The 16,342-nt window shown below is 45.6% G+C and carries 16 protein-coding genes; 4 read left to right on the top strand and 12 right to left on the bottom strand.

The window, feature by feature from the left end:
• Nucleotides 1–12: 12 nt before the first annotated feature.
• From DTA23_RS10365 to DTA23_RS28925, 6 genes are read right to left on the bottom strand one after another with little or no spacing between them, the layout of a single operon-like run.
• On the bottom strand, nt 13–1,464 hold the full coding sequence (locus DTA23_RS10365; protein ID WP_112374641.1) for an MBL fold metallo-hydrolase: 1,452 nt from the start codon (nt 1,462–1,464) through the stop codon (nt 13–15).
• 22 nt (nt 1,465–1,486) lie between these two features.
• Complete coding sequence (locus DTA23_RS10360) at nt 1,487–2,956, bottom strand: hypothetical protein (RefSeq protein WP_112374640.1); 1,470 nt, start codon at nt 2,954–2,956, stop codon at nt 1,487–1,489.
• Nucleotides 2,957–2,979: 23 nt separating this feature from the next.
• Nucleotides 2,980–4,329 (bottom strand): beta-carotene 15,15'-monooxygenase, encoded by a 1,350-nt coding sequence (locus tag DTA23_RS10355; protein ID WP_112374639.1) that lies wholly within the window; start codon nt 4,327–4,329, stop codon nt 2,980–2,982.
• A gap of 42 nt (nt 4,330–4,371) precedes the next feature.
• Nucleotides 4,372–5,739 carry a RagB/SusD family nutrient uptake outer membrane protein gene (locus DTA23_RS10350; protein ID WP_112374638.1) on the bottom strand — a complete coding sequence of 456 codons (1,368 nt, stop codon included), beginning with the start codon at nt 5,737–5,739 and terminating at the stop codon, nt 4,372–4,374.
• Between the two features lie 25 nt (nt 5,740–5,764).
• Entirely contained in the window at nt 5,765–8,083 is a 2,319-nt protein-coding gene (locus DTA23_RS10345; protein ID WP_256603351.1) for a SusC/RagA family TonB-linked outer membrane protein, read from the bottom strand.
• Nucleotides 8,080–8,817, bottom strand: a complete 738-nt coding sequence (locus tag DTA23_RS28925; RefSeq protein WP_256603349.1) for a TonB-dependent receptor plug domain-containing protein — start codon at nt 8,815–8,817, stop codon at nt 8,080–8,082. Before DTA23_RS28925 ends, DTA23_RS10345 begins: the two co-directional genes overlap by 4 nt.
• A gap of 670 nt (nt 8,818–9,487) precedes the next feature.
• Here DTA23_RS28925 and DTA23_RS10340 point away from each other — a divergent pair.
• On the top strand, nt 9,488–9,955 hold the full coding sequence (locus DTA23_RS10340; protein WP_172462377.1) for a DUF6265 family protein: 468 nt from the start codon (nt 9,488–9,490) through the stop codon (nt 9,953–9,955).
• Between the two features lie 42 nt (nt 9,956–9,997).
• Here DTA23_RS10340 and DTA23_RS10335 read toward each other — a convergent pair whose 3' ends face one another.
• The 3 genes from DTA23_RS10335 to DTA23_RS10325 form a co-directional block, all read right to left on the bottom strand.
• Complete coding sequence (locus DTA23_RS10335) at nt 9,998–10,375, bottom strand: methyltransferase domain-containing protein (protein WP_112374637.1); 378 nt, start codon at nt 10,373–10,375, stop codon at nt 9,998–10,000.
• Nucleotides 10,376–10,438: 63 nt separating this feature from the next.
• Nucleotides 10,439–10,906, bottom strand: coding sequence for a DinB family protein (locus tag DTA23_RS10330; RefSeq protein WP_112374636.1), 468 nt, complete (start codon nt 10,904–10,906; stop codon nt 10,439–10,441).
• Nucleotides 10,907–10,921: 15 nt separating this feature from the next.
• Nucleotides 10,922–11,332 (bottom strand): winged helix-turn-helix transcriptional regulator, encoded by a 411-nt coding sequence (locus DTA23_RS10325; protein WP_112374635.1) that lies wholly within the window; start codon nt 11,330–11,332, stop codon nt 10,922–10,924.
• 106 nt (nt 11,333–11,438) lie between these two features.
• Here DTA23_RS10325 and DTA23_RS10320 point away from each other — a divergent pair, with 106 nt between their 5' ends.
• Together DTA23_RS10320 and DTA23_RS10315 are read left to right on the top strand one after the other, a co-directional pair.
• Nucleotides 11,439–12,230: an alpha/beta hydrolase gene (locus tag DTA23_RS10320; protein WP_112374634.1), complete on the top strand. Its 792-nt coding sequence runs from the start codon at nt 11,439–11,441 to the stop codon at nt 12,228–12,230.
• A 128-nt stretch (nt 12,231–12,358) separates the two neighbouring features.
• The gene (locus tag DTA23_RS10315; RefSeq protein ID WP_112374633.1) at nt 12,359–12,655 is read left to right on the top strand and encodes a hypothetical protein; all 297 of its coding nucleotides are present in this window, start codon (nt 12,359–12,361) and stop codon (nt 12,653–12,655) included.
• A 43-nt stretch (nt 12,656–12,698) separates the two neighbouring features.
• Here the strand turns inward: DTA23_RS10315 and DTA23_RS10310 are convergent, their stop codons facing one another.
• Complete coding sequence (locus tag DTA23_RS10310) at nt 12,699–13,190, bottom strand: TlpA family protein disulfide reductase (RefSeq protein ID WP_172462376.1); 492 nt, start codon at nt 13,188–13,190, stop codon at nt 12,699–12,701.
• A 58-nt stretch (nt 13,191–13,248) separates the two neighbouring features.
• Between DTA23_RS10310 and DTA23_RS10305 the strand changes: the two genes are divergently transcribed.
• On the top strand, nt 13,249–13,446 hold the full coding sequence (locus DTA23_RS10305) for a response regulator (RefSeq protein WP_112374631.1): 198 nt from the start codon (nt 13,249–13,251) through the stop codon (nt 13,444–13,446).
• A 99-nt stretch (nt 13,447–13,545) separates the two neighbouring features.
• Here DTA23_RS10305 and DTA23_RS10300 read toward each other — a convergent pair whose 3' ends face one another.
• Together DTA23_RS10300 and DTA23_RS10295 are read right to left on the bottom strand one after the other, a co-directional pair.
• Nucleotides 13,546–13,902, bottom strand: coding sequence for a response regulator (locus DTA23_RS10300; RefSeq protein WP_112374630.1), 357 nt, complete (start codon nt 13,900–13,902; stop codon nt 13,546–13,548).
• A 170-nt stretch (nt 13,903–14,072) separates the two neighbouring features.
• On the bottom strand, nt 14,073–16,274 hold the full coding sequence (locus tag DTA23_RS10295) for an ATP-binding protein (protein WP_112374629.1): 2,202 nt from the start codon (nt 16,272–16,274) through the stop codon (nt 14,073–14,075).
• Nucleotides 16,275–16,342: the final 68 nt, after the last annotated feature.

Genomic DNA, 16,342 nt, shown 5'->3' with positions numbered 1-16,342 from the left:
TAACCCCTCGTGTTAATTCACCGATTGCTTGTAGGTTTTAATATGTTCTCCGATATCCCATACCTGCGCTTTTGGCACCGATTCATTGATCAGGCTACTTGCAATGGCCGAACGATAACCCGAAGCGCAGTGCACGACAATAGGTTTATCGACCGGTAGTTCAGCAATATGCTGCTTCAGTTCCGCCAGCGGAATGTTATGCGCCCCCTTGAATACTGGCCCGGCCTTAGCCTCCTCGGCCGTGCGTACGTCGACTATAAAATAGTGATCTTGCGCCCGGTCGAAAGCAGTCTGGTCAAAAGCTGTCGAAGGCTGCCCTGCGAAATCCCCATACAGCACGATCCCTTTTACAAACTGCTCATAGCCAATTTTGGCCAGTTTTTCAAGCTGCAGCTGCCCCTGCTCTTTGGTATCCACAACGAGATAAAAACCGTCTTTCGGTTCAATAAAAGTCCCGACCCAAGATTCCGACTTGCTCCGTTCGGGGATATTGATGGCGTCTGGAAAATGCGACGCTCTAAATTTTGAAGCAGCGCGTGTGTCAAGGACAGTGCTCGATTCATAAGGCACCGCAGCTGCTGAAACCGATGAAATATCCGACAAAGAAGCCAATAATGGCTTTGCGCCCCGACGGTTCAACTCCACATTATAAGGAAAATAGATCGGTATCGGCGAACGGTCTGCTAAGATCTGCTTGACAAACGCTTCTTCGGATTGTTGCTGAAAGGCAAAATTATGGGCCTTTTCCGCAGCGATGGTACTTTGCTTCGCGCCTTTTATGGCATTGCCACAGAGCGATCCGGCACCATGGGCCGGATACAGAAGAAGCTGATCGCCTAAGTTGACATAGACATCATGAACGGTATGATAGAGCTGCCGAGCCAATTTTTCGCGTAGTGTCGCCTGCTCACCCGAATACTCGCGCAAATCGGGCCTTCCAACCCCGCCAATCAGCACCGCATCCCCCGAAAAGATGGCCACATCACGACCGCTTTCTTTTAGCAAGACGGAGATGCTGTCGGGCGAATGCCCCGCTGTATTGATGGCATGCAACACGATATGGTCCGAAATCTTCAACCTATCGCCATTGTCAAACGTATGATGCGGATACGTTGCACGGACAAGCTTGCTCACATAAATCGGAATTTTCTGCTCTTGATGGATCTCCAGATGTGAACTCACAAAATCAGCATGCGGATGGGTCTCCACAACGGCGATAATTTTGGCCCCCTGTTCCTTTGCATAAGCGTAATAAGGCCGCGGATCACGGGCAGGGTCCACAAGTACAATTTTCTTATCGGCCAAAATCGCATAGGAAAACTGTGCGAGGCCCTCATCTTCGAACTGTTTGATACTGTAGCCCGCCCCGGTGTGATCGGTATTTCCAAAACAGGATATGCCCTGGCCTGCCGAAGCAAGCGTGAAAAAGACAGCTGAACGGTGGATAAATGATCTTCTATTCATAACATGCTATTTTTTAAGGTGATTAATAGGTAAAGAGGGTGTTTTTCATATACCATTCTTTACCGGTGAGATAGGATTCTTTAACCCGGTCGAGCGTAATTTCAAGGTTATTACCGCTGGCATCCAGCCCCTTGAGTCTAATCTGCTCTGGCGTTGGTCGTTCGTAAGCCCATTTCAGGATACCTAAGCTATCGCCCTGTGCTTTTCCGTAAAGGGCCTTCAGCCCTACATCCAGTTTTTCATCGAGTTTTTTTCGTTGCTCCTTACTAAATTTCTGATTTTTGTCGATCAGGTACAGCGCATGTTCTGCCGAGTCTATTTCATAATACAGGTAATTCTTTCCTCCGGCCCGGCCCGTAAATTCATACGTTTTGAGCACATCATTCAAGGCTGGCGTACCATTACCAAGATCAATGGAATTGGCTTTGTTGACCTTGTAGACCAAGGTCGAATAGCGTTCAAAAAAGGCTTCATGCCAACGTACCGAATCTGCCGGTGAATAAGGCTGCGGCTTTCCATTGAGCAGAAAACCCGAAACTTCATAATGTCCTGCTGCTTTTGCCAGCCCTGGAAGCACCGGCTCCTTTAAACGCCCTTCATCATAGAATCGCTCATAGCGATAAAAGCCGTAAACGAATATAAACAGCACCACAATGACTGACTTAAGACCGAAATACAGGGGTTTATTCCACTGCTTGAGAAATTTGGGCACATAGTAATAGGTGCTCACCGGTTCGCGCAGGATAAAAAGCTTCCAGATCGCTGGCAGGTACTGCAGCAATAGAAAAAGGGAAAGCAAAACAAAATACGAACTGTAAACATGTACCGCGCCATCATAGGCGATATTGGCATGAGCAATGTTAAAGAGCACGCCCGCATTGATAATGGCCCCTATCACAACAGTAGGCCGGAAGAAGAGTAAACTTCCCGCTGCGATCTCCAAAAAGCCTAAGAAGATCTCATACTTATAGGATACACCGACGATTTGCCAGTACAACTTAAAGGGAGCATATTCGCCGATGTCGGTATTCAGATTGGCAAGTGATGGAAAAGGCATCTGCATCGGAAAGAACTTGATAAATCCGAAGGCAATAAGTCCCAAAGCAATGCGGTAACGCACCAATACGCGCAACCAATAATAAAGCGCATCGTAGCGCTGCACCTTGCTATTCCGGGCCAATATCGTCCAGATGGAAGCACCCAGCACGGCTATCAGGCCATTGAGCCACCAGGACGTATACGATGCGAACCCCCATTTGCCACTTTCGCTGTCTATTTCGATCCAACCTGTGCGCGAGCCACCGGCGATCGTTGCCATCCAATCGTATAGCGAATCGGGTTTAAATACTTTTTCGTACCAGTCCCCATCCAGGGGTACCACCATCAGGATAAAGAAAATAAACGTAAATCTAAATCCCACTTTCTCCCAGTACTTCCAGCCCTGCTCCTGCTGGATGGTTGGAGTGCTTTCCAAATATTGAATCGTTGCCATAAGCTTAGTCTAAATTTGAATCGTTAATAAATACGGATCGGCTTTCTACGCCCCTCCTGCAACAGGTATTTCTTGTTTATTTTCTCCAGGCGCACATGCAGGGAATCGCCGAGTTGGTTGACACCATCAAGCACAAGCGTGCGCTTATCCGGGCGATTGACCACAAAGGCAAAGGTGTGGCCTTTACTGACCTTTCCCGTCAGTTTGATCGCTGTCTCCGCCTTGTTTGCTCCTTTTTTGATCGCATAAGCAAAGAATTCGCGGCCACCATTGCCCAGATATTCATAGTTACGCTCCCGGTTGAAGGCGATATGTGGTTTGAGGCTATCAACCCGTACGGAACGGTTTCCGCGTATGCTGAGCGTATTCCATTTTTCAAAAACCACGTCCTTCCACCGTAATGTATCGCTCAGCGAATACGGGATGGTATCGCCCTTCCACACGAAATCTTTCACATTGTACACCCCTGCTGCTCCTTCCAACCCTTTTTCATCGGGGAAGGGATAATCCGAATTCTTCCAGCTCAGGTAAGCCTGCACGCTAAATACAGCGATCAGCAGCAGGAATAAGACCTTCAGATAAGGGCGAATGCGCGCAATGCGGCGTCCATACTCAGGCCAAAACCCATCGGGGACAGTTGCTCCCTTTTTAATCAGGAGCTGATAAAAACGGGGCCAGTCGTACGAAAAGATCACGACCGCAAGCAGTAGTAAAAATGAACTATACACCTGTTCACCGATTTCGTACACATAGTTGACGATAACAACATTGAGCAATACAGCGATAAGCAGCCCCGACCCGATGATTGCTGTGCGCCGGTTCAATAAAAAGAGTCCACTCACAATTTCTAGCGCACCAATTACCGGTAGATAACCCGCGGTTGCAATGCCGTTGGTCAGGTAATAGAGCTTCCAGAGCAGAAAATCACCATATTCGGTATGCAGCTCGCTAATGGTTGGTTCGGGAAGTTGTATAGGGATGATTTTGACGAGACCGATAAAGATCATTGCTAAGGCTAAACGATAGCGTAGCAGCACGCGCAGCCAATAAAATACGCTATCATCATTGACCTGAAAAGATTGCCTGATTTTACGGCCAAAGGCCCAAAATTGCAACAACGCGAGCAGCAGCGCAATAGCCCAGTTGTAATATCCGCGCACGTCCGTACCGACGTAAGGGCTCTCGGCAATAAAAGAAGTGCGGTAAGTCGCCAACGCAAACCAGTTCTCCAAGGAAAACAGATCCCCAAATGAACGGTCCCTAAAAAGATTAGGGTCGTAAGGGATACTGAGTATCAAAAAGAAAATCAGGCCAATGTATACAATCGCTGAGCGATGGCGCTTAAAAAAATGAGAGTCTGTTAATATGGTCATTTCAATACGATTAAATGAAAAAAAACACCTGATTCATGCGGATCAATCCAAACCAGGATTTTGCTGTAGATCCGGATCTATCGAAACCTGAGCGTACGGTATCGGCAGCAAAAGCCTATTCACGGAAGAAATATTAAGCACCTGCTGTGCACGTCCCGTCCGCAAAAGATCGTACCAGCGATGGTTCTCCAGGGCAAATTCCACGCGGTTCTCATCTTCCACAGCCTGCAGCAGTGCCGCAGCTCCGAGTCCTTGCAAGGGCTTAATATTTGCGCGCGAGCGTATGGCATTTAAGTCGGCCAATGCCGCAGTCAGATCGCCCGGGCCATTCCGCTGAGCCAATGCCTCGGCGCGGATCAGATAGAGCTCGGCCGTACGGATCAAAAAAGCGGGGTCAGTACGGTCTGTTCGGGAATAGAGATTGCCGATCAGGATATTTGGATCTGTGGATGAAGTGGTTTTGGACACGAGCGCAGCACGATCCCCTCCGATCGTAGGATCCACTAGTAGGTCGTAGATGCCCTGCGAAGGTCTGATCCAGGCAGTTCCGCCATTATTGCCCGACAACCATTGACTGGTCTGACCACTGGTATTGTTGATATCATAGACCAGTTCGAAGACAGACTCTTTGGTGTTGGAGGTATTGTTGGCATAAAACGAGCGGTATGGATTGACCAAGCTATAATTGGCGTTGTCGTCAATAATATAGGATGCATATTTTATGGCTTCGCTCCAGTTTTTCTGGTAGAGGTAGAATCTTGCCAGCAGCGCGCGGGCCGTTTTCTTGGTAGCGCGGATGCGATTGGTGTCATTGGGCAAGAGCTGTTCTGCTTTTTGCAGGTCCTGCAACACCTGCGCATAGGTGTCGGCCAGGGAGCTTCTTTTGACCTGCGGCAGACTGCTGGCCGAAGTTGTCGGCTGCAACACGATCTGTACACCACCCCAAGTTCTGGCCAGATCAAAATACGCCAGTGCGCGCACAAAATAGGCTTCCCCCACAAGCTGGTTGCGGTAGGCTTCGGTGAAAGTCGTCGTCAGCGCGAGGTTGGGTACTTTGCTGATCACATGGTTGGTCCTGTTGATGGTGGCATAGATCTGGTTCCAAGCCGTAGCCAACACAGCGAGGTCGGATTTGACCGTATGATTGGTCAGCGTCTGATGAACAGTCTGACTGCCACGATACACGATGTTGTCTGCCGAAAAGAATCCCAGTAACTGAAAGCTATAGCCATAATAATCGTTGGACCGAAGTGCAGAGTAAATGCCGCGTACTGCTGTTGCGGCAGAACTCGCATCGACGATAGTCACTTCATCAGATACTGAACTCCTGGGCTCCACATCCAAAAAAGAACTGCAGCCACTGAGCTGAAGGACAAGAAGCGGATAAAGGAAATATATAATTTTTTTCATGAGCTTTACGGATTAAGGTTAACGTTTAAAGGGTTACATTGAGCCCAAGCTGAAACGTACGGGGCTGCGGTGGAGTTCCAAATGTGCCTATCCCCTGCGCATTTGGGTTGCTGGTGACATTCGATTCGGGATCGCCTGTATATTTGCTCCAGATAAAGAGGTTTGATCCTACAAAATAGATCCGCGCTGCAGACAGCTTCGCCCGCTCTACCAGCTCTTTCGGCAGTTTATATCCAAAAGAAAGCTGTCTCAGCTTCAAAAACGAGGCATCTTCGAGATAACGGCTATTGGCATCGATAGTATAGTTGAGCCCTTCCGATGTCAGTCGGGGCACATCGGTGATGTCCCCGGGCTGCTGCCACCTGTTCAGCACATTTTGAGACACGCCACCACTGCTGGGATTACGCTCCCTGAAATAGCGGTTGAGGTTCACCGCGTAGTTGCCATATTGGAAACTAAAGTCTACGCCCAGATCGAAGTTTTTATAGGTAAAGGTATTACCTATACCTCCGTAAAACTTGGGATAGGCATTGCGAAACACCTTCCGCGCCGAAGTCGGCAAAGAACCATCGCTCAGCTGTCCGTCAAATACCACCTTTCCGGTCTGCGGATCGACATACAACTGTTCATACAGCCAGAATGAGTTGAGCGAATAACCTTCTTTCATAATCACCCAATCGCGGGTATACTGGGTGATTTGCGTGGGCAGTTTCTCAATTTTATTTTTATTGCCCGAGATGTTGAAGCTTGTATTCCAGGCAAAGTCTTTTGTTTTCACGTTGAGCGAGTTGATCAACACTTCATAGCCTTTGTTGCTGATTTCACCCACATTGGCCCAATACTTTGAAAAACCGGAACTGCCGACAATAGGTCGTTCGAGCAGCAGATCGGAGGTATATTTATGGTAAAGGTCTACGGTAATGGACAGGCGATTTTTAAAGAGCGCCACATCCAGTCCAAGATCGGCCTGTGCTGTTTTCTCCCAGCGCAGATTTTCGTTACCCAACTGGAAAGGACCTGTACTTGGCAACACCTTGCCGTAGCTGTCCGCATATTTTTCATTGCCCGACCAAAGACCTCTGGCGGCGAAATTGCTGATTCCGGCCTGATTGCCCGTCAATCCATAGGAAGCCCTTATTTTCAGGTCGTTTAACCAGGTTTGATCTGCCAGAAAGGCTTCTTGACTAATCCGCCAGCCCGCCGAAAAAGCGGGAAAATACCCCCATCGGTTGTTGGCACCAAACTTGGACGAGCCATCTGCCCGCAGGGTTGCCTCTGCAAAATAACGGTCGGCATAGCTATAGCCTACCCTTCCAAAATAGGAAGCAATGGTATATTTAGTCCAGTTGTCGGCGGCAATGATATTGGCTGCCGAGGAAATCTGTTTAAAGGAATCATTGGCAAAACCATTCCCCTCCAAATACTTGTAATCAAGTACATTGCTCTGCAAGGTATTTCCCAAAATAGCATTGAGGCTATGCTTGCCGAACGTATGCTGGTAGGTCAGGGTTTGCTCATTGATCCAGGTTGCATTTCGCGATATTCCCGACGTCGCCTGATTGTTATTTGCGATACCGATACTGGTTTTGCTGTTCCAGTATTGTGATTCGTCGTAGAGGTTATAGTCGGCACTAAAGCTGGATTTGAATTTCAGTCCCTTCAGCAGATCGATTTCCGCAAAGGCACTTCCTATATAGCGTAGGCTTGTGGTATTGACATCGTAGTTGTCTACCAGGGTATAGGTGTTATCGGTACCATTGATTGATCCATCGGTATTGAATATCGGCACATTCGTTGCCGAAGAAACGGCCGAATTAAACAGGCTTACCTGTGGGCCATCGCCTGTACGTGCCTGATTGCGGTAGGTTCTGGAAAAATTATTGGTCACGCCGATCTTCACACGACTGCTGAGCTGATGGTCAAAATTAAACTTGAGATTAGTACGTGAGAAGTCGATCACCTTGATAAAAGCTTCCTGGCCCGTGTAGCCCGCACCAATATAAAAACGCGATTTGTCTCCGCCCCCTTGGATGCCGATGTTATAATCCTGCAGCTTCCCGTGGCGCAAGAGGAAACCAAGGCGATCGTAAGTAGGCTGATCTTCGGGATTTCCTTTCCCGCCTTCCGAAACAGGACGGTGAGGCCTGTTGGCGAAAGTCTGTTTCAATGCCGGATTGTCCAGTCCGGAGTTTATCCACCACTCGTTGGCGAGGGTTGCCGTTTCGGGACCTGTAGCCAGTTTGGGCAACAGGGATTTATTGGCTTCAGCCCAGCCCCCCTGCAGGTTGAGATCAATTTTGGTCCGGCCACCGTAGCTTCCCTTTTTGGTGGTAATGATAATCACACCATTGGCCCCCGGGAACCATAGATTGCGGTAGCAGATGCATCTTTCAGCACTTCAATCGACTCGATATCTGCCGGGTTGATATCTGTGAGCGGCGAACTGGTCCGTCCACCGAGCCCGATATTCTGAAGCGAGGTATTGTTTAAGATTACCCCATCGATAATATATAAGGGATCGCTACTGGAGTTGATGGATGTTGTTCCGCGAACCCGCAGAAAGATACTTTCGCCAGGGACACCCGAGTTGGTGGAAACCTGCACTCCCGAGAGTTTACCCTGCAACTGGGCATCAAAACTGGCTACCGGAATTTTGTTGACTTCGGCAGCGTCGATCTTGGCAACTGCGCCCGTTAGGCTTCTTCGTTTTTGTATACCGTAGCCCACAACAACCACTTCATCCAGGTCGGAAACGCTCGGTTGAAGCAAGATCTGAATCTGCGCCTCCCGTGCGGTAATCTTTCGACCTTTATATCCCAAAAATGAAGTGGAGAATGTCAACGGAAGCCGTTGCCCCGTGACAAACTGAAATCTCCCCGACGCGTCGGTCTTTACTTGGTGCGTCACGCCTTCGAGCTTTATGGTAACGCCTTCAATAGGCCGATTGGTAATCGAATCCAATACAACACCTTTTAAGGTAGCGTTAATAAGGGGCTCAGCTTGCTGCGAAAATGCAGGCAATAGCAAACCATGTGACAAAAAAATTGTCACGGCGTACTTCCATACGCTATTTTTCATAGGTAAAATTTTAACAGTGAATATTTACAAGTGCCAACGCCAATTGATTACTTGTCAGAAAAGCTGCTTTTTATGGAAAGAAGTACTTCCCTTTAACCGCAGCTACACATTCGCTTATTGAAATCAGAACAAAAGGATGTACCATTGCGCAGACCTGCGCTCGGTTGGAAAGGATTTAGATAAAATTTGCCGTTCATAAATAATGAATTAAGTAAAACATTGTGATCATTACGTGCGGAAGATACGGCTTGTACGCAAGACAGGCTTATCTCCTAGGTTGATAAAACAAATATAGTAAACATAAAATAAATTCTATAATATTAGTAGACTTTATTTTCAATAATCTTTTTCCTGACCAAAAATAGAGTCAATCAATGTAGAAGAGCGGGCGGGAATATGTACATTTGAATACAGACAATTACCAGTCAGATCATGCACGCTACGCAGGGCAGCAATAGGAGTCGTTTTTTCTCATAATACAAGTGCCAAAAAGCCATTGGATAGCGCCAAAAAGAGACATAATGGACTAGGATGACCAAGCCGATACTTTTCAAACTCCGTTTTTTTTATTAAATTTAATCGCATAGGGGCAACAGAGCCTCCTGTCAACATTTGGGCCCGTCTCAGCAGCGCCTATGTTGGCTGCTCAACCTTTAAAACAAAACAGAAGATGGCAAAATTAATCAAAGTTGGAGTTTCACTATTGATTCTACTCGTTTTGGTACGATGTTCAGGGCTTCAAAATGAGCCATCTGAAAATTTCGATTGGCTCGTGGGAAAATGGCAGCGTACCAACGAAACCAAGGATAAAAGGACCTTTGAATATTGGAAGAAAATCAAAGACGCTGAATATGTCGGTTTTGCTTTTACCCTACATAACCTGGATACCATACATCAGGAAAAAATGCAGTTATCAAAATCCGACGGTAGCTGGAATTTAAAGGTTAAAACACCCGATGAAAAAGATTTTATCACTTTTGAGATGACCATGATGAAGAACGGTCTGTTTGAATGTACGAATGACTCGCTCCCCTTTCCTAAAAAAATTACCTACTGGCGGGACGGTGAAAAGCTGAAAGCAAATGTGGCGGGCGACAGCCTCCAAATTCCCTTCACCTTTGCTAAGATTTCAAAATAAACATATTCCTGTCAAAAACACCTTTATACTTTGTCGATCTATTTAAGACCAAATTCCAAAATAAAATGCGTCATAGTAGGAAAAACAGATCTCGTCAATATTGCCATGAATAAAGGCTACATTGTGCACCTGATGTTTCTCGGCCAATCCATTGGAAAGCTCCACCAGCGATTCGCGCTGTTCCACACCATAAAACATTCCCTGGGTGCAAGAAGCGCCAACAAGGCAAAATTTCCCTGCTCCGGCACCAATATCCAGGACTTTGTCCATGGGAGATTCAACCAGGTACTCGGCAGCCATTTTTGCGACATGAACAGGTGTCCAGTGGCGTTCAGCCAATTGTTTTATTTTGGAAGGGTATATATCATCAAATACACTGTCATCGACATCCATATTCGACCGAAGAGCTTTAAAAATCATTCGTGTTTACCTATTTAACCTTTCGTACTACATGTACAAACCGTTGAAAATAAAACCCCTAGATTATTGTCGGTCAACAACAAACTTTCTAATACTCATCATATACCCCAAATGCAGCCCTTCATGAAAATTATTCCATTCGAAGGCATCCGCTATTGAAGTGAGATGAAAGCCCGTTCCGGTTGTACGTTCCTGATAGTGGACAAACTTTTTGTTATTAAAATCACCGATGGTCGGCTCAATCTGCTCGAGGAGTAATCTTTTAAGCAGATCGGCTTCCTGTTGCGATACAGCCGCTGAAGGCCGTGTTCCGGACTGATAATTCACAAACACTTCCCCGGGGATATGTCCCGCTACCCCAGATCCGATATAAATTAATTTATGCTGTGTGGCAATGATGTGCCCGATATTCCAGATCAGGTTGTTGCTAAAGCCTTCGGGAATGCGGTTAAGCTGTTCCAAAGAATAATTGTCGAAGAACTTAAGGTAAGCCATGCGGCTTTTTTGCCAGGCGCGAAAGAGTGAATCCATAAGATTTAAATAGGGTTAAAAAACGCGATCCTGATCGCTTTCCGAATGCACTTGGCAATAGTTATTGCCTGTAGTTTTCCATTTTAGTCCCCAGTGATGCAGATTCAGGATAATCTTCAACAGTTCCTTACCCTTTTCTGTTGGGCTATAGCGTATCTGAGGCGGTACGGTGTTTTCAATTTCTTCGGTAACGACAAGCGATTCTTCTTTCAGCTCCTTTAAACGTTTGCTCAGTACCTGATCTGAAAGTGTCGGAAACATTTTTTTTAAGGTGCTGAATTGCGATACATCCGCTGCAATACAGTATAGAATCTGCATTTTCCAACGCAACGCTATTTGCGCCAGTACTTCGTTCACATCACATGCCTGTGCCAAAGTCTGTAGATTCTCCGTGTTGGTGGATTGTTTTTTTCGGGGTGTTGCCATTTTAAATATCGAGTTATAGCCACTCACTTCAGGATGAGTTATTGTGCGGACAAAAGCTTGCCTATACCTTTGTCAGGTATTAAAAACAGTATAAAATTATAAAAAAATGAAACAACTGCGAACTTTATTTCTGCTTGTCCTGCTAAGCTGCGGTATGTTAAGTGGATACGCTCAACACCAAGATCATCGGCCTACCTATGTGCTGGTTCACGGGGCCTGGCATGGCGGCTGGTGCTGGCAGGCCGTCGCACAACAGCTCACAGATGCTCACTACAGGGTCTACGCCCCTACGCTGACGGGGCTTGGTGAACGTAAACACCTGATCGAGCCTTCGGTCGACATCGACACCCATATCCAGGACATTGTCAACCTGATCGAGATGGAAGATCTGCATGATGTGTATCTCGTTGGGCACAGCTATGCCGGTGCTGTGATTGCCGGAGTTGCCGATCGCATTCCCTCACGATTACACAAGTTGATTTTTCTCGACGCCATGATTATTGAAGACGGCCAGAGCCCCATTTCATTGCAACCCAAGGCAGTGCAAGAAATTCAGCTCAAAAACATTCAGCGGAAAGAGAATTTTGCGCCTTTTGACGTTGCACTATTTGGTGTTACAGCCCCCGGCATGGTTTCTTGGGTCAAGGAAAGGCTCAGAGCACAACCCTTTGGCACATTTGCACAGCGGCTGCACTTAAAAAACAAGTATGGCAATGGATTACCCTTGGTCTATATCGCATGCACCGACCCCCAGCTGCCCATTATGAAGGAGATGAGCGAAAAGGTACGCGCCGACCACAAGCTCAACTGGCACTATCGGGAGATCGCGACGGGCCACGATGCCATGCTCACAGCACCTACAAAATTGGCTGATATGCTGGTGACACTGGTGGACTAACGTTCGAATGCTCTGTTGGAAGACCTTATTGCGCTAGACCAAAAAGCTGATTTGATTTTTATTGAACTTTTTGAAAGGAGCTTTGTTCAATTGGAAAGGAATTTTTTTCAATTGGTAAAGAAGAAAGTATGAAAGCACAAATCGGACTCGTTATCACGGCAGTCGCTGGAGCAGCACTACTGGTATACAAACGCTGGAAACAGCGTTCGGTACAAGAATCAACCGAAACAACAGATCGCAAGCAAACGGGTAATCTATCAAACCCACCTTCGTGGTACCGCCCGCTTAAAATGCCCGACATCGACAGCAGCGATATTGTGTCATTGCAATATGCTCCCGCAACGGTATCGCCCGACAGAAATGATGCGGCGCAAGGGATCAACAAAAACATTTCGTATTACCACAAAGGTAATAGATACCAATAAGGTAGTTGTATAACTACCTTATTGCTATCCTATTATCGTATAGCTATCTATCCAGTTCTTTCAGGTATTCGATCATAGCATCGAGGCTCTGCAGCAACTTTTCACCTTCAAAGCCCACCTTTCGGAAACGGATGTTCCCTTTTTTATCCAAGATCAACGTTCTCGGAATGGAGGTTATTTCCAGTTTACTGCTCAGCTTTTTATCTTGGTTGTAATAAAATGGAAAGTCAAATTCGGGTTTGGCCTGCGCCCATTTGTAGGCGTCGTCCCAGCTATTTCCACTGCCCGAATTGAGCACAACGAATTTCACCTGCGGGTCATCCGCATATTTTTTGTACACCTGATGTAGATAAGGAAAAGAGGCTATGCAGGGTTTGCACCAGGTTGCCCAAAAATCAATGACAACGATCTTGCCCGCAAGTTCCGCCTTAAGCAAGGGCTTTTTGTCCATATCAACGATGCTGAGGTCTTTTGAAAGAGGTGTACTGCCGATGATCTTCTGAAACTCCGCTGTTATATGCGAAATAAATAGCACCCACCTGACGAAGCAATTAATTTCCCATAAGCCAGACCTCTTGCTGCTGGACCTCTGAATGCCAATAATTTCTGGTGACCAGTTGATTAAAATTATCCGCAGCACACCCAAAATTAAAGAAACTCCTATCATTGTGCTATCAGCAAGCGTCGATGGACCTGAAATCGCAGGAAATTTAGGCGCAAATGGCTTTATCGCCAAACCTTTTGATTTAACAGATATCACAGATAAACTTAATAGCATACTGAACAACTAGCCGGCAAGTACATGCTGACGAAGTACACATAAAAGCACTTTTTCTTTAAAAAGTGCTTTTATGCAGCTGATGGGATCATCCTAAGACAAACGCTTACGCTTAGCCTAATTTATCAACGAGAAGTAAAAGATCGTCCAGTTCAAATGGTTTGGCCAAAAAGGCGTCAGCTCCGCTCTCAGAAGCAATCTGCTTCCCACGCGAGCTTGCAGACATCATGATCACTGGAATATTTCGATTTTTTTCCGAACTTCGGAGTTCACGAAGGATATCGTCACCTGACAGCCATGGCATTTCAATATCCAACAATATAATATCAGGCTCAATTTCTTCGACAGATGCAATAAGTTCTCTGCTTTTTGAAACTAAATAAACTTCTCTGAATTCATTCTTTAAAGCCAGCTCTAAAACGTTAAGGATGAAGGTTTCATCATCACAAACAACAATTTTCTTTTTCATTTTTTGATTGTTTAAAAACACCGCAATGATTGAAAAATATGGTCTTGTGGGGGGATTTAAAATATAGACCTAAGCTGGGCAGATAGTTGGTTACCAAACCGTTTATATAATCTTTCTTTGAGATTTTACAAGATAGACAATTTATTGGATAAAAGTTTACGTTCCTTTGATTAAGATACTAAATGCATACGATCTGCTTCAGGCACATCTTTGAAGACGACTGAAAATGTAGTACCGACATCTAATTCGCTTTCTACATGAATAGTTGCGTTGAGCTTACTCGCAATTTGTTTAACAATGGACAGGCCAACCCCCGAACCCTCAAAGCCTTCTGAATTGGGCATTCGGGCAAAGATTTCAAAAATTTTGTCGCCCTCCTTCAAATCAATTCCGATTCCATTATCCTTGATATCATACCGGACCGTATTTCCCTGCCGCATGCTCTTAACGGACACCTGCGGGTTTTGCCTTTTGCTGCTGTATTTTATGGCATTGCCAACAAGGTTCAGAAACAATTGATAGATCAATGTTCTCTCCCCCAATACAGGCAGTGTTTCGCCCATTATAAATTCTAAATGCGGGACCTGGTATTGCTGTTTGCAATTTTCAACGATATTGACAATCTTGGACTTTGGATTAATTGGTTCGAACACAAAGTCGACATGATTTACCTTTGACATTTGGTAGACTCTATCCATCATATCCCGCATCAGCTGCGTCCCATCTAAGATATTTTTCATTGACTTTGCAAGCAGTTCCTCAGAGATGTCTTTTTTATGGAGCAACATTTGTGCAGTGAGCTGTATCGTCGTCAGCGGATTTTTAAGATCATGGGTCAGTGTGTAGCCAAAAGTATCAAGCGCATTATTAGAGCGCACCAGTTTCTTGTTCAATTCATCAATCTCTCCACCACGTTGTGCTACCGCTTGCTGAATAATTTGTGTAATATCCTCAATAAAAGCGAGTTCAGAAGATTGCCATTTTTCGGCTTTTCCTTTTGTAATTTTTTTCCATGCCTCGAATGACGAACGTGGCGAGGGAAAGGTGATCTTTCTATCTTCGTCAACCTGCATCACCTTTTCTGGCTTCCCTGCCCAGGTCTCTTCTATCAGGCGTTCTTTTCTAAAAACATATACGTACCAGTTATTTGCGGGCAGAATACTGATGCGTAGTACACCGGGAAACATTTCAACATCTTCGGAAGGACCATCCTCCTTAAATCTATCAGTCGCAAAAAACTCTGCAGTGGCTATTTTTTTATCAATTTCTCGGAGCATTTTTTTATCAGGCACCTCACCCACTATCATGATCGCACGATCACGTTTAATGAGTAGACCCTGCCCATTCATTACCTCCATAATACGCAGGGCATACTTTTCCAACACGTCATACAAGTCGCGCTTGACCAACAAATCACTTTTTAGATCATGCTTCAGCTGTGATAGATTTTTCTGAACTTTCACCTGTTTCTTCTGAAAATCTGCCAGATAATTGTTTACAGCGTATTTTGTAAGAAAAGTACATAGATGGCGCTGTGAAAGATCGACATGCATTGGCTCCCGATTCTGACAGGCTACAAGCCCCCAAAGCTCATCGTCCACGATAATGCTAAAACTTGCACTCCCCTTTACGCCGGCATTTTTAAGGTATTGTAAATGCATGGGTGAAAGCGCCCGAAGGCTGCAGCGTGTAAGATCCAGATCATCGGCACTACGCCCCATCAGCGGAATCGCTTCCGCATTGACATCCGCCGTATGGCGGGCATGAAAAATACGGTAAAGCTCGCGCGCCTGTGCAGGAATATCGAATTCCGGATAACGGTAATTCATCAAAGATTCCAGATCAGCGCTCCTGCTCTCTGCAATAACTTGTCCACTATTATCTTCCAAAAAGCGATATACCATCACCCGATCATAGTGAATAATGTCCTTAATCAATTCAGTCAATGCCTGCCAGCAAGAGTTGCCCCCGCTACGGTCATCTAAATGCTTGGCATAATAATATAATTTGGTGGTTTTGACAGCAAGTGGATTGCAGGTCTCTATTTCAAGATAAATTTTGCCATCATACCTATAGAGACTTAAAAAATAATCGTTAGCATGGATAGCTACACGATCGGCATACCTGGCAAACATGTTGTCTGAAACAGCATGTTCTATGCTCTCTCCACGAAGTTCAAAAGATGGAACAATCCGATGAAGAACATCGTCTACTGTCATGCCGAGTATTTCGGAGTAATCTTCACCTGCAATAGCTACACAGTTTTCACTTACCGCAATACACTTATCGTCTTCAAAGATAAATAAATACCCAAAAGACTGTATATTTCCACACAGGTGAATTTTTTCCTCATGACAATTGATTTCACGCATAAAGTTACTGATCTATTAAATAAAAATATGGTAAAATCAACAGTACTATCCTCCATCAATGCTATCAT

It is taken from the genome of Sphingobacterium multivorum (genome assembly GCF_900457465.1).
In the GTDB taxonomy this organism is placed as follows: domain Bacteria; phylum Bacteroidota; class Bacteroidia; order Sphingobacteriales; family Sphingobacteriaceae; genus Sphingobacterium; species Sphingobacterium multivorum.
The sequence above is the reverse complement of the archived record's forward strand: the minus strand, read 5'-3'. Positions and strand labels throughout refer to the sequence as shown.

Coding starts and splice junctions, on each gene's coding strand:
- DTA23_RS10365 (WP_112374641.1), bottom strand. CDS start 1,464: ATGAATAGAAGATCATTTATCCACCGTTCAGCTGTCTTTTTCACGCTT.
- DTA23_RS10360 (WP_112374640.1), bottom strand. CDS start 2,956: ATGGCAACGATTCAATATTTGGAAAGCACTCCAACCATCCAGCAGGAG.
- DTA23_RS10355 (WP_112374639.1), bottom strand. CDS start 4,329: ATGACCATATTAACAGACTCTCATTTTTTTAAGCGCCATCGCTCAGCG.
- DTA23_RS10350 (WP_112374638.1), bottom strand. CDS start 5,739: ATGAAAAAAATTATATATTTCCTTTATCCGCTTCTTGTCCTTCAGCTC.
- DTA23_RS28925 (WP_256603349.1), bottom strand. CDS start 8,817: ATGAAAAATAGCGTATGGAAGTACGCCGTGACAATTTTTTTGTCACAT.
- DTA23_RS10340 (WP_172462377.1), top strand. CDS start 9,488: ATGGCAAAATTAATCAAAGTTGGAGTTTCACTATTGATTCTACTCGTT.
- DTA23_RS10335 (WP_112374637.1), bottom strand. CDS start 10,375: ATGATTTTTAAAGCTCTTCGGTCGAATATGGATGTCGATGACAGTGTA.
- DTA23_RS10330 (WP_112374636.1), bottom strand. CDS start 10,906: ATGGATTCACTCTTTCGCGCCTGGCAAAAAAGCCGCATGGCTTACCTT.
- DTA23_RS10325 (WP_112374635.1), bottom strand. CDS start 11,332: ATGGCAACACCCCGAAAAAAACAATCCACCAACACGGAGAATCTACAG.
- DTA23_RS10320 (WP_112374634.1), top strand. CDS start 11,439: ATGAAACAACTGCGAACTTTATTTCTGCTTGTCCTGCTAAGCTGCGGT.
- DTA23_RS10315 (WP_112374633.1), top strand. CDS start 12,359: ATGAAAGCACAAATCGGACTCGTTATCACGGCAGTCGCTGGAGCAGCA.
- DTA23_RS10305 (WP_112374631.1), top strand. CDS start 13,249: ATGCCAATAATTTCTGGTGACCAGTTGATTAAAATTATCCGCAGCACA.
- DTA23_RS10300 (WP_112374630.1), bottom strand. CDS start 13,902: ATGAAAAAGAAAATTGTTGTTTGTGATGATGAAACCTTCATCCTTAAC.
- DTA23_RS10295 (WP_112374629.1), bottom strand. CDS start 16,274: ATGCGTGAAATCAATTGTCATGAGGAAAAAATTCACCTGTGTGGAAAT.